The organism is Janthinobacterium tructae (genome assembly GCF_006517255.1).
Taxonomy (GTDB): domain Bacteria; phylum Pseudomonadota; class Gammaproteobacteria; order Burkholderiales; family Burkholderiaceae_D; genus Janthinobacterium; species Janthinobacterium tructae.
In genome coordinates this window covers 337786-350576 of the sequence record NZ_CP041185.1, presented here as the reverse complement: position 1 = coordinate 350576, position 12791 = coordinate 337786, and the positions used below count along the sequence as shown (strand labels likewise).

The 12791-nt window shown below is 66.7% G+C and carries 6 protein-coding genes; 2 read left to right on the top strand and 4 right to left on the bottom strand.

All coding sequences use genetic code 11. The features are described from left to right. Positions 1–59 precede the first annotated feature (59 nt). The gene (locus tag FJQ89_RS01540) at positions 60–959 is read left to right on the top strand and encodes a LysR family transcriptional regulator (protein WP_096235011.1); all 900 of its coding nucleotides are present in this window, start codon (positions 60–62) and stop codon (positions 957–959) included. On the opposite strand, the gene FJQ89_RS01535 is transcribed toward FJQ89_RS01540, so the two are convergent. After that, positions 956–2896, bottom strand: a complete 1941-nt coding sequence (locus tag FJQ89_RS01535) for a methyl-accepting chemotaxis protein (RefSeq protein WP_141168761.1) — start codon at positions 2894–2896, stop codon at positions 956–958. The genes FJQ89_RS01540 and FJQ89_RS01535 overlap by 4 nt on opposite strands. A gap of 198 nt (positions 2897–3094) precedes the next feature. Between FJQ89_RS01535 and FJQ89_RS01530 the strand changes: the two genes are divergently transcribed. Beyond that, positions 3095–3757 (top strand): thiol:disulfide interchange protein DsbA/DsbL, encoded by a 663-nt coding sequence (locus FJQ89_RS01530; protein ID WP_141168760.1) that lies wholly within the window; start codon positions 3095–3097, stop codon positions 3755–3757. Position 3758: 1 nt separating this feature from the next. Here FJQ89_RS01530 and recD read toward each other — a convergent pair whose 3' ends face one another. The 3 genes from recD to recC are packed head-to-tail and all read right to left on the bottom strand — an operon-like array spanning position 3759 to position 12785. Then, positions 3759–5717 (bottom strand): exodeoxyribonuclease V subunit alpha, encoded by a 1959-nt coding sequence (gene recD / locus FJQ89_RS01525; protein WP_141168759.1) that lies wholly within the window; start codon positions 5715–5717, stop codon positions 3759–3761. Further along, positions 5707–9369, bottom strand: coding sequence for an exodeoxyribonuclease V subunit beta (recB, locus tag FJQ89_RS01520; protein WP_141168758.1), 3663 nt, complete (start codon positions 9367–9369; stop codon positions 5707–5709). The genes recD and recB overlap by 11 nt, the downstream gene beginning before the upstream one ends. After that, on the bottom strand, positions 9366–12785 hold the full coding sequence (gene recC / locus FJQ89_RS01515) for an exodeoxyribonuclease V subunit gamma (protein WP_141168757.1): 3420 nt from the start codon (positions 12783–12785) through the stop codon (positions 9366–9368). The genes recB and recC overlap by 4 nt, the downstream gene beginning before the upstream one ends. Positions 12786–12791: the final 6 nt, after the last annotated feature.

Below are 12791 nucleotides of genomic sequence, written 5' to 3'. Positions count from 1 at the left end.
ATACTAATATCAACTCATGAAATAATGAGTAAATACTCATATAACAGGAAAGCCACAGCATGACCTTCACGCAACTGGAAATCTTTACCCTGGTGGCCGAACTGCACGGCTTTTCCGCCGCCGCCGCGCAGCTGGGCATCAGCCAGTCGGCCGTCTCGCATGCCTTGAAGGCGCTGGAAAAGGAAATGGGCGTGGACCTCATCGTGCGCCACCAGGCCTCGGCCGAGCTGACGGACGTGGGCCGCCAGCTGCTGCTGCGCGCGCGCGAAATCCTCGGCTTGTCGGAAGCCATGCGCCAGGAAGCGGCCGATGTGCTGGGCCAGCGCCAGGGCAGCCTGCGCATCGGCTCGTTCGGCCCCACCTCGTCGTTGAATCTGCTGCCGGCCATCACGGCGCAATTCCGCCTGCGCTATCCGGGCATCACCCTGCGCATCGACGAAGGCGCTGACCACGAGGTGGTGCAATGGATACGCGAACGCCGCGTCGACGTCGGCTTCGTCGTGCTGCCCGACGAGCGCTTCGATACGGCGCCGCTGGTGGAAGACCAGATGATGGCGCTGGTGCCGCGCAGCCACCCGCTGGCCAGCGAAACGGCCATCACCCTGGCGCAGCTGTGCGAAGGGCCGTTCATCATGTCCGAGGCGGGCTGCGCCTGCCTGATCGAACCGCTGTTCGCCAACGCGGGCTTGCAGCCCAATGTCCCCTACCGCATCAGCCAGGTGATCACCATCCTCGACATGGTCAGCCGCGGCGACGGCCTGTCCATCGTCGCCGAACTGGCCCTGCCGCAGCGCCTGCGCGAACAGTATCCGGAGCTGGTCGCCCTGCCGTTACATCCGCCCGTCAGCCGCAAGGTGGGCCTGGCCGTGCGCGACCGGCGCCAGAACACGCCGGCCACCAACGCTTTTTTTGCGGTGGCGAAACAGATGGCGCCGACCCTGGCGCCCCGGCGCGCCTAGAACGTTTCCCACTCGTCGCTGCGCTCGGGCTTGGCGACGGACGTTTTTACGGGACGGCTGGCGAGGCGCGGCGCGACGGCTGCCCGCGCCACGGGCCGGACTGGCTGCGGCTGCGGTTTCTGCTGCTGCGCTGCTTGCCCTTCATCGAGCTTGAACACGCCCACCACCTGCGCCAGGGTGCTGGCCTGGTCTTGCAGGCTTTCCGCCGCGGCGGCCGCCTGTTCCACCAGGGCCGCATTCTGCTGCGTCACCTGGTCCATTTGCGCAATCGCCTGGTTGACCTGCTCGATGCCGGAACTCTGCTCGACGCTGGCGGCCGTGATCTCGCCCATGATGTCGGTGACGCGGCGCACGCTGTCGACGATTTCCTGCATCGTCGCGCCGGCCTCGTCGACCAGGCGCGCGCCTGAATCGACCTTGCCCACCGAATCGTCGATCAGCAGCTTGATTTCCTTCGCTGCGCCAGCGGAGCGTTGCGCCAGGCTGCGCACTTCCGTCGCCACCACGGCAAAGCCGCGTCCCTGCTCGCCCGCGCGCGCCGCTTCCACGGCCGCGTTCAAGGCCAGGATATTCGTCTGGAAGGCGATGCCGTCGATGACGCTGATGATGTCGACGATCTTCTTCGACGAGTCATTGATCGAGGCCATGGTCTCGACCACCTGCGCCACCACTTGCCCGCCCTTGCTGGCCACGCCGGACGCCGATTGCGCCATCTGGTTGGCCTGGCGCGCATTGTCGGCATTCTGTTTCACGGTGGAAGTCAGCTCCTCCATCGAGGCGGCCGTTTCTTCCAGCGAACTGGCTTGCTGTTCCGTGCGCGACGACAGGTCCTGGTTGCCGGCGGCGATTTCCGACGACGACACCTTGACCGATTCGCTGGCCGTGCGGATTTTCACCAGCACGGCGGCGATCTTGTCGATGAAGCGGTTGAAGGCGTCCGCGATCTGCGCCAGTTCATCCACGCCGGAAGCGTCGAGGCGGCGCGTCAGGTCGCCTTCGCCGGAAGCGATATCGTCGAGCGCATCGCGCACCAGTTCCAGGCGCTTGAGCATTTTAAAGACCAGCAGCGACAGCAGCACCGCCGCCGCGCCGGCCAGCAGCACGGCCGTGACGGTCGCCGTCGTCAGCATCGTCTGCAAGGCTTGCATGGCTTCCTGCTGGTCCAGCACCACGGCCAGCAGCCAATCGGTGCCCGCCACGCGCGTGACGTACAGCTTGCCGTCGCGCTCGTTCAGGCGCACGGCATCGCTCGTGCGCGTGCTTTCCAGCCGGTTGACCTGCGCGGCCGACAGCGCCGCATCGATTTTGGCCAGTGGCTGCAGGCTCAGTTCCTTGTCGGCATGGGCGATAATGGTGCCTTCCTGGTCGACCAGGAAGGCAAAACTGTGCGGCGTGGGCTTGATCGCCACCACATTGGCGATCACCGTATCGAGCAGCACGTCTGCCCCCGCCACGCCCAGCAACGCCTGTTTCGGGCCGACGGGCGCCGTAAACGACACCACCAGCTTGTGACTGGCCGCGTCCACGTACGGCGGCGTCAGCATCGGCACGCCCGCCTTGACGGTGTCCGTGTACCAGGCGCGCGCCGTCGGGTCGAAATCGGCCGGGCGCCCCGGATGGGTAAATACGGAGCGCTTGTCCGCATAGCCGATGAACACTTCCGCAAAATCGCCGGCCTTTTCGGCGATCTGGAAAGCGCGCAGCGGATCGGGCGTCTCGGCCGACATGACGACCGACGCCATGACCTTTTTCTTGCCATCGACCCATTGCGCCAGCACGGCGGACTGGCTGTACAGCAGCTGCTGCATCTGCTGGTCAGCCGAGGCCAGCATGCTGTTGCGCGTGGTGATGTAATTGGCGACCGACAAGGCCAGCATGGACAACACGACGATGGAAACGCAAATCAGCACCAGACGCGTGCGCAACGATGAAAACATGGTGTACTCCTTTGTGGTGATTTTTATGGTGTGAATCAGCGGCCTTGCCACGCACACTCGCTGTTATTTTTACATAAAAATCGGAACATTATTGTTCAATATTCGGAATAATGAATGTTTATTACATCAAAGCAACACCATCGACTATTGACGCTCCAGCATGATTGCCTCATAGTTAATTTTTTCAAAGGAGCTCCCATGCGCTTGCACCACCTCATCCTGGCTTGCGCCAGTTTCGCCGCCTCCAGCGCCTTCGCCTCACCGCAAGCGCCCGTGCCGGGTGCAGACTATCTGGTGCTGGCCACGCCGCAACCGGTGCAGGCGGCGCCGGGCAAGGTGGAAGTGATCGAATTTTTCATGTATCACTGCCCCGCCTGCAATGCGTTCGAGCCGAGCCTGGCGCGCTGGGTCAAGGAAAATGCTGCCACGGTGTCGTTCCGCCGCATCCATTTGCCGCACACGCCGGATAATGATCCGGAAGCGCATCTGTTCCTGACTCTGGAAGCGTTGAAGAAGGAAGAGGCGCTGCACGCGCAAGTCATGCACACCTGGCATATGGAACGCAAGCGCCTGGCCAGCGACAGGGACAACCTCGACTGGGCGCTGAAAAATGGCCTGGACAAGGCCGCCTTCGAAGGCGCCTACCAGTCGTTTGGCGTGCAGACCAAGCTGAAAAATCTGCCCCGCCTGGCCGCCCCCTACCAGGTCGACAGCACGCCCACCCTGATCGTAGGCGGGCGCTACCTGACCAATCCCTCGATGGTCGCCGGCGCCAATCCGGGCTTGCCGCGCCAGGGCGTGGAGCAAGCCACCCTGCAAGTAGTGCAGGCGCTGGTGGCCAAGGCGAAGCTGGCGAAGTAACTCAGCCGATCAAGCCACGCAGCCCGCTGGCACGCTGCGTGCGGCGCAGAATCGCGTCGAACAGCACGGCCTGCGTGGGCGAGACCAGGGTAAAGAAGTCACGCGCACGCGTGATGCCCGTGTAGACCAGTTCGCGCGCCAGCATGGCGCCGCCCTCCTGCGGCAGCACCAGCACCGTGTGGCGAAATTCCGAGCCCTGCGACTTGTGCACCGTCATGGCGAACGCCGTTTCCACGTGGCGCAAACGCGTGGCCAGCACGCTGCGCACATGCTCGCCTTCCAAAAAATACACGCGCAGGGAACCGGGCCGCGCCGGGTCGCGCAGGGTCAGGCCGATGTCGCCATTGAACACGCCCGTGCCATAGTCGTTACGCGTGACCATCACGGGGCGGCCCACATACCATTCGCTGCGGCGTATTAAGCCTTCCTTTTCCAGCCGCAGTTCGATGGCCGTGTTCAGCCCCGCCACGCCCCACTCGCCTTCGCGCACGGCGCACAGGATGCGGAACGCTTCAAATGCGTGCAGCACGGCGCGCACCCAGTCGTCATGCTGCGCGTACGCCGCCTCGCCGGCATTGACCAGTTGCAGATAAGGCTGATACCCGCCGGGCGCATCCACGCGCCCGCACAAGGCCAGGCGCAGCACGTCTTCCTGCTGCGCCGGCACGCTCCACGCCAGCTGGCCGCCGCTATCGCTGGCGAAGCAGGCCTTGGCCAGATCGGGCCTGCCGCCATTCACGGCCAGCGCCAGCTCGCCTATCGGGCCGCTGAAGCGGTGGCTGTGGCGCAGCATCACCGTCTGCTGCGCCAGCGCGCCGGCCGCTCCCGCGAAGGCGGGCGGAATGGCCACGCCGCTGGCCGCCTGCGCATACGCGATGGTGGCCTCCGTGTAGCCGCCCGCCTGCGCATCGTGGCACAAGTCGCCCAGCACGGCGCCCGCTTCCACCGACGCCAGTTGATCCTTGTCGCCCAGCAGGATCAAGATGGCCGTCGGCGGCAAGGCGTCGAGCACCGAGGCCATCATCTCCAGGTGCACCATCGATGCTTCATCGACGATCAGCACGTCGACGTCAAGCGGATTGCCCGCGTGGTGGGCAAAGGCGCGCGTGTCGGGCCGCGCGCCGAGCAAGCTATGCAGGGTGCGCGCCGCGCCCATGCGCCGCGCCAGTTCCAGCAGTGGCAAGGCTTCCCCGACCTTTTCCGCCAGGCCGCTCAAGGCCTTGTCGATCGACTGCTTCAGGCGCGCGGCCGCCTTGCCGGTCGGCGCGGCCAGCGCGATGCGCAACTGCTCCGGCTGCGGCGAGACGGCAAACAGCAGGGTCAACAGGCTCGCCACCGTGTACGTCTTGCCCGTGCCGGGACCGCCCGTGATAATGGCCACCTTGCCGCGCAGGGCGATGGCGCACGCCACCTTTTGCCAGTCAGGGCCAGCGTCCTGCGTGGGCTGGTCGAACAGGATGTCGAGCCATTGCCGCACCTGTGCCAGCGGCGGATTAGTCAAACTCTGCGCGCGGACGGCAATTTTCTCGCCCACCAGGGTCTCATCGCGCCAGTAGCGGCGCAAATACAGACGGTCGCCGTCGAGCACCAGCGGCTGGCGCACATCGGGCGCGCCCACCTGCCACACTTGCGGCGCGCCGGCCAGCAGCGCGCGCCAGCCGTCGACGCTGTCGGGCAGCGGCCCGGAAACGGCCAGCACGGCATGCCACAGCTCCTCGCTCCAGCCCAGCAGCTGCGACGGTTCGCTGGCAAGGTCGGCCAGCATCAGACAGCTATGCCCCCGCCCCTCCAGCTCGGACAGCACCACGCAGGCCACGGCCACGGCGGCGGCATCCGGCGCCTGCTCGTCCAGGCTGGCGATGAAGCGGGCAAAGGCGGCGCTCAGACGGCGCAAATGGCCATCCCCGGCAACGCCGTCGATGTGGCCGAACAAGGCATTCATTTGCTCACTATGCTGCATGATGTTCCGCTTCTTCAGATAACAGTTGATCGAGGCCGTCCAGCAGTTCCAGCTGCGGCGCCAGCCAGTAGCAGCCATGCGTGTCCGCATTCGCGATGCCGCGCAGGAACAGGAAGATGGCGCCGCCCAGGTGCTCGGCCGGATCATACGCGTCGCCGAGCCGGCTTTTCAGCAGCCGGTGCAGGGCCAGCATGTAGATGGCGCCCTGGATATCGTAGCGGTGCTGCGCCATGCCGGCCGCCAGCGCGGCCGTGTGGTAGGCAGCGTCGTTGGCGCCGAGCGCATTCGACTTGTAGTCGAGCACCCAATAGCGGCCATCCTGTTCGATGACCAGGTCGGCAAAACCTTTGAGCATGCCGTGCAGCTGGCGCCGCGGCAGCACGGGACGCGGCGCGCCGCCCAACAGCAAGCGCGTGCACAGCTGATCGAGCGCTGCGGTGGACAAATGCTCGCTGGGGAACCAGAACTCCATCTCGGACAGGGTGCTATCGAACTGCGACAGCGAGGCATCGAGCAGCGGCAGCGGCGTGACGGCGATTTCCCTGAGCCAGGCGATGGCGTCTTCCTGGCGGTGGCCCCAGCCCGCCCGCTCGCAGCGCGCCGCCAGGCGCGTGTCGAAATTGGCATCGTGGACGCAATCAAAACCTTCGCCGCCCATCCACTCGAGCTGCTCGTGCAGGAAATTGCCGGGCACGGAACCGCGCGGGAAGCGGTGCCATGGCGCATCGCCCACGTGCATCGGCGAGACCACGGCCACAGCCGTGCCGTCTTCCAGCAAGGTTTCTTCCAGCGCCCGCTGCGGCACGTGCGCGGCCGCCACGGCGCCGATCTGCCGCGTCAGCGAGGTAAAACTGCCCACCGACCAGTCGCGTTCGAACTCGCCCACGAACACGGGCGCGGGACGCAAGGCGGGGCGCCGCTCGACCCGGTCCAGTACCGTGCAGGCATCGGGCTGCGCCAGGGAGCCCACATAGATGGCGTCGCAATCGCCCGCCACCTGCTGCCAGCGCGGCAGCAACTGCTCCGCCGGCAGCTTGTCGCCGCCCGTCAGCAGATAACCGAGCGCCGATTCGTGCAGGGTATTCTCGCCCGCCTTGCGCGCCGCCTGGGCGGCCACGCCCAGCCACAGGAAGTGGCGCGCGCGCGTCAGCGCCACGTACAGCAGGCGCAAGTCTTCCTCGATGCGCGCTTCTTCGACCGCGGCCATGGCTTCATCGGACAGCGACAGGTCGAGGCGGCGTTCGCCATTGTCCCCCGCATAGTCGAAGAAGCTGCGGTTGCGTTTATCCACCTTGCGCGCCGTGACAGCGAACGGCAGATACACGAGCGGGTATTCGAGGCCCTTGGATTTATGCACGGTGATGACCTTCACCAGCTCCGCATCGCTTTCCAGGCGCAGCACGCGCTCGTCGCCACCCTCGCCTTCACCGGCGATCTGCTCGGCCAGCCAGCGTATCAGCGCCTGCTCGCCATCGAGCTGGCGGCTGGCCGATTGCAGCAGTTCGGCCAGGTGCAGCAGATTCGTCAGCCGCCGCTCGCCGCCCGTCTGCTGCAGCAGCATGGCGGGCAGCTGCAATTCGTGGATGAAGCGGCGCAGCATGGCCAGCACGCCCTGGCGCTGCCAGATCAAATGCAGGGTCTTCAGTTGCTCGACGCGGCGCTCCCACTCCAGTTCGTCGCTCGACAGGCGTGCCAGCTCGCCCAGCGACAGGCCGATGGTGCGCGTGGCAAACGCGGCGCGCGCCAGTCCCCCGTCAAGGGGGTTGGCCAGCGCCGCCAGCCAGCGCAGCACATCTTGCGCTTCCTCGCTGTCGACGACAGAATCCTTGTCGGACAGGTAGACGCTGGCGACCCGGCGGCGCGCCAGCGCGCGGCGGATGGCTGCTGCTTCCTTGCGGTCGCGCACGAGGATGGCGACGTCGGCCGGCTGCAAGCGCGTAAAACCGTCGGGGCCATCGAAGCCCGCCTGCGTGTCGCCCAGCATGGCGACGATGTGCTCCGCGCAATGCTGCGCGAAATACTCGCGGTAGCTGTCGCCGCGCAGTCCTGCATCGCTGGCGCAGGCGGCCAGCAGGGCCGGCAGCGGGCCGCCGGCGTTCACCAGGTGCTCGGACCGGCCCTTGGCATCGACGGCCTCGAACGGCAGCGGATTCTCGTCCCCTTTACGGTAGCGGAAGGCGCCAGCCGGCACCTCGGCGCGCTCGGCGTGCAGGAACAGCTGGTTGACAGCCGCCACCAGCGGCGCCGTCGAGCGGTAGTTGGTGCCCAGCTGGTAGTGGCGGCCTGCGGTGGCGCGCCGCGCCGCCAGGTAACTCTGGATGTCGGCGCCGCGAAAGCCGTAAATCGACTGCTTCGGGTCGCCGATCAGGAACAGGCCTTGCGCCGGGTCGTTGTCGGCAATGCGGTACAGCAGATTGAAGATCTGGTACTGCGCCGGTGCCGTATCCTGGAATTCATCGACCATCGCCAGCGGGTATTGATCGACGATGCGCTGGCGCAGGGCTGCGCCATTTTCGCCCGCCAGCGCGTCGTGCAGGCGCTGCAGCATGTCGGCAAAGCCGAACTGGCGCGACTGGCGTTTTAACTGATCCATGCGCCGCGCAATGGCCGCCGCCGCATGCAGGTGCAGCTTGTGCCCCAGCGGCGTAATTCCCGCCAGGGCGATCCCCAGCGCCTCGGTATGCTCGAAGCACTCGGGCACCTGGGCCGTGAAACTCTTGGCAAACGCATCCTCGATGCCGAACGGCGTCAAGCGCTCCCACGCCTTGGCCGTGATGGCCGGCAGCAGCAACAGCGGGTCCTGTGCCCACTTGCGCAAGCCGTCGAACCACTTCGCCAGGTTGTCCGGCTTCATCTTGACGCCGTTAAAACACTTGGGATTGGCGGCGCGATGGTCGTTGATCCACGCGGCCATCTGCTCCGTGCGTTCGACCCAGCCTGCCTTCAGGTTGGCCAGCTGCGCGGCCAGCGCCCGCTGTTCGCGCGCGATCAGTGCCGACAACGGTTCTTCGTGCGCCATGCCCATGATGTCCGCGCGGCGCGCCAGCTCGCGCGCGCCTTTCTTCAGCGCCCCCACGTCGGGCCAGCAGGCCAGCAGCACGTCGAGCGCCTGCGGCGGCAAGGGATAGACTTGCTGGCGCCAGTAATCGTGGGCCGCATCCTCGAACAGGGCTTGCTCGTCGCTGACCAGTTCTTCGTCGAACAGGCTGCCGCTGTCGAACGCGTGCTCGCGCAGCATGCGCTGGCACCACGCATCGATGGTGAAGATCGCCGCTTCATCCATCGTCTCGGCGGCCAGCATCAGCCGGTGCGCGGCCTTTTGCCGTTCGCTTTCGTCCGGATAAGATTCCAGCAATGCGTCGAGAAACGGGTCGCTGCCACCGGACTCGTGGCGGAAATAGGCGGCCGCCTCGATCAGGCGCTCGCGCACGCGGTTCGACAATTCGCGCGTGGCGGCGCGCGTAAACGTCATCACCAAAATGTCGGCCGGCAGCAGCGGACGCGTAAAGCGGCTGTCGTCGTCGCCGTGCCCCAGCACGAGACGCACATACAGCGCGGCAATGGTCCAGGTCTTGCCGGTGCCGGCCGAGGCTTCGATCAGGCGCGAGCCGTGCAGCGGGAACGCCAGGGGGTTGAGCAGATGGCTCGTCATTGTTCTTCTCCCGCGCCATCATCGGGCGCGCTGATCGGGTCGATCGTGATATGTTGTTGCAGCCAGTCGGCCAGCGGGCCATACAGCTCGCGCGTGCAGTCTTCCCATGCTTCCTCAAGAGCCAGCGCGGAAAACTCGGGCCACAGGCGCGCCAGGCACAGTTCATCGCGCTCGCCAGACAGTTCAAAGCCGCCATCGTAGACGGCGCGCGGGTCGCCCTGCTGCACCAGCGCCAGGCCCGTCTTGCACGCCGTGGGCAGCGGATGGTTCATGCCTTCGCGCCACAGTGCCAGTAAGGTGGCCAGCGCATCGCGCGACACGGCGGGATCGAGCGGCGCCATGCTGACGATGGCGTCGCGCGCCACCAGATAGCCGGTGACGGGAAAGCCGAGGGCGGCGGCGGCCAGCTGGCGCAGCCACATCAGCATCAGCTTGTCGCCGCGCGCCAGGCCGCTCTTGTCCGTCACCTTCGAGGAAATCTGCATCAGCCAGGCCGTCTCCTGCCCGTTGCTGCACAATTTGTCGAGCCAGTCGTCGATCTGCAGCTCACCGAAGGGCAAATTGATGGCGCGCTTGTCGGCCGCCAGCGGGAACGAGGCGCGTAAGGACAGCCACGCGCTGCGCACGGGCACCAGCGCCTCGACCAGCTGCGCCTGCACCTGCTGGCCGATCAGGCCGATGGGCAGCACGCCTTCGCGCGCCAGCTTCTGCGCGCGCGCTTGCAGGCTGGCGCGCACGTCGTCCAGCGCTTCGACGGCGCCGCCGTCGTCGAGCATGGTGTCTTCCAGCAGATAGCGTTCGAGCGCATTCAGGCCGAACGGCTCTTCATCCTCGCCCAGCATGGCCGCATCGGAAAAATACACGCTCAGGCGGCGGCGGAAGAAGTACTTCACAGGCTGGCGCAAAAAGCTGGCCAGCTCGCCCAGTTTCAAGCGCGTACCGGGATCGAGTTCGTAGGGGCCCAGCGGCAGCACGGCGGCCTGCGCCGCCGCATCCGCATGCGCCACGCGCCATTCGCGCGCGTAGGTCAGCAAGCCATCGGCCTCGAAATAGCGGCGGCTGAACGGCTGCAGCGCGTGCTCGGTGGTCAGCGATACAAGATGCCGGTCCAGCGACCAGCCGGCGGCCAGGTAATCGCGCAGCTGCGACACCAGCACGGACGGCGGCTGCTCGGAATTGTCGCGCACATTGCGTCCCACCCAGCTCACGTACAGTTTGTCGCGCGCGGCCAGCAAGGCTTCGAGCATCAGGTAGCGGTCATCGTCGCGGCGCGAACGGTCGCCCGGGCGCGCCATGCCGGGCAGCGCCAGCAAGTCGAAATCGGCCTTCTGCGCGCGGCGCGGGAAGTCGCCATCGTTCATGCCCAGCAGGCACACCACGCGGAACGGCACGGCGCGCATCGGCATCAAGGTGCAGAAGGTGACGCCGCCGGAGACGAATTGATGGTTCAGGGTCGGCTCGTCCAGCGCGCCCAGCCACGCCACGCGCAGCACGGACAGCGGCACCTGCTCGACAAAGCCCGCATGTTCGCAGGTTTCCAGCCAGCCCTGCAAGGCGCCTTCGAGCTGCGCCAGGGTCAAACGGTCGCCTTCATCGTCGGCATCAAAGAAGGCGGCCAGCAACGCACGCGCCTGCACGCCCCATTCGGCTGGCGTGTGCGCGTTGGCCAGCACGCTGCGCCAGTGCAGCAGCGCCTCGACCAGCTGCGCCAGCGAGCCCGCCAGCGCCGCATCGAGGCCGCCCACTTCCGCATACGGCTCGATACCGCCAAAGCTGGCGCCACTGCCGCTGGCATAGCCGAGCAGCATGCGCCGCACGCCGAAAATCCACGCATTCTGTTCCCCGGCCGCGCCCAGCCCCAGGCCGGCGCGGTGCGTCTGGTCCAGGCCCCAGCGCACGCCCGCCCCTTCGATCCAGGCGCCCAGGGTGGGCAGGTCGTCCGGCTGCAGGCCGAAGCGCGCCGCCAGCGCCGGCACGTCGAGCAGGTCGCGCACTTCGCTCTGGCGGCAGCGCTGCTGCGGCAGCTGCAGCAGCCATTCGAGCGCGACGAGCAGCGGATTGACGCTGCGGTCCTTCACGTCGCCGATCTCGAACGGGATGAAACGCTCGTCATTGCGCCGGTACTGGCCGAAGACGGCGTGGATGGCGGCCGTAAACGTGTCGATGTCGGGCACCATCACCACCACGTCGCGCGGACGCAAGCCCGTCTCGGCGCTGTGCGCGAACATGGCCAGCAGCTGGTCGTGCAGCACTTCCACTTCGCGCTGCACGCTGTGCGCCACGTGAAATTCGATCGAGCGGTCGCCGATATCGGGCGGCGTTTGTGCGTGTTCGGCCAGCGGACGCAGTTCGCGGATGGCCACCTGCACCTGCTGCAGCAGGGTCTCGCCCGTTTCCTCGCCAAACAGGTCGATGCGCAGGCTGTCGTCGCGCCCCTCGGCTTGCGCGTGTTCGTCGAACTCGTCGAGCATGCGGATGAAGTCGCGCCCTTGCCTGCCCCAGCTGGCCAGCAGCGGATGGCTGTGCGCATGCAGTGCTTCGAGCGGAATTTGCGCCAGGTCGGTGCCATTGCGCTGCCGCTGGCGCTTGTTTTCCGCGCGCAGCAAGTCGCGCCCGTCGATGATGTCGCCCCAGTAAAACTGGCACGGATTGGGCACGGCCAGCACCACCTGCGTGTGGCGCGCCAGCGCGGCCAGCGCCTGCAAGGTCTGGTATGGCAGGGCCGACACGCCAAACAGCACCACCCTGCGCGGCAGCTTGCCGGCAGGCGCATCGCCGGCGGCGATCGCCGCCAGGAAAGCGTCGTGGATGTCGGCGCGGCCCGTGTCGCGCTCAAACGGTTCCACGTCGGCCGCCACGGCGCGCCACAACTGCGCCTGCCAGCGCTGGTCTTCCTTCAACGGGTTAGCTTCGCCGCGCGCCGTGCGCAACTGGTCGCGCCCGGCAGCCCAGTCAGCCAGCCAGTCGGCGCGGTAGACCTGGTACTGGTCGAACAAATCGGCCAGGCGCTCGGCCAGTTGCAGCCGGCGTTCGCTATCGCCATCGGCAAGGAAGTAGCGCAGCGGCGCAAACACCGGGTCGGCCAGCAGCGACGGCAATAGACGCATCAAACGCCAGGTCAGCGGCGATTTATCAAATGGCGAGACGCGCGGCACCCGTTCGCGCCCCAGCATGCCGCGGTAGCTTTCCCACAGCAGGCGCGCCGGCAGGGCGATGCGCGTGGCGGCGCACACCCCCATCTCCTCGGCCAGGGCGATCTTCAGCCATTCGGCCACGCCGTTCGACTGCACCAGAAAGATGTCCGTTTCCAGCGGTGCCAGCGGATGCTGGCGCAGCCACTGGAAGACGGCGGCGCGCAGCTGTTCCAGCTGGTTGCCATGCAGGATGAGAAGGCCGGGCGTGACGGGAGTATGCATGCTGAT

Coding starts and splice junctions, on each gene's coding strand:
- FJQ89_RS01540 (WP_096235011.1), top strand. CDS start 60: ATGACCTTCACGCAACTGGAAATCTTTACCCTGGTGGCCGAACTGCAC.
- FJQ89_RS01535 (WP_141168761.1), bottom strand. CDS start 2,896: ATGTTTTCATCGTTGCGCACGCGTCTGGTGCTGATTTGCGTTTCCATC.
- FJQ89_RS01530 (WP_141168760.1), top strand. CDS start 3,095: ATGCGCTTGCACCACCTCATCCTGGCTTGCGCCAGTTTCGCCGCCTCC.
- recD (WP_141168759.1), bottom strand. CDS start 5,717: ATGCAGCATAGTGAGCAAATGAATGCCTTGTTCGGCCACATCGACGGC.
- recB (WP_141168758.1), bottom strand. CDS start 9,369: ATGACGAGCCATCTGCTCAACCCCCTGGCGTTCCCGCTGCACGGCTCG.
- recC (WP_141168757.1), bottom strand. CDS start 12,785: ATGCATACTCCCGTCACGCCCGGCCTTCTCATCCTGCATGGCAACCAG.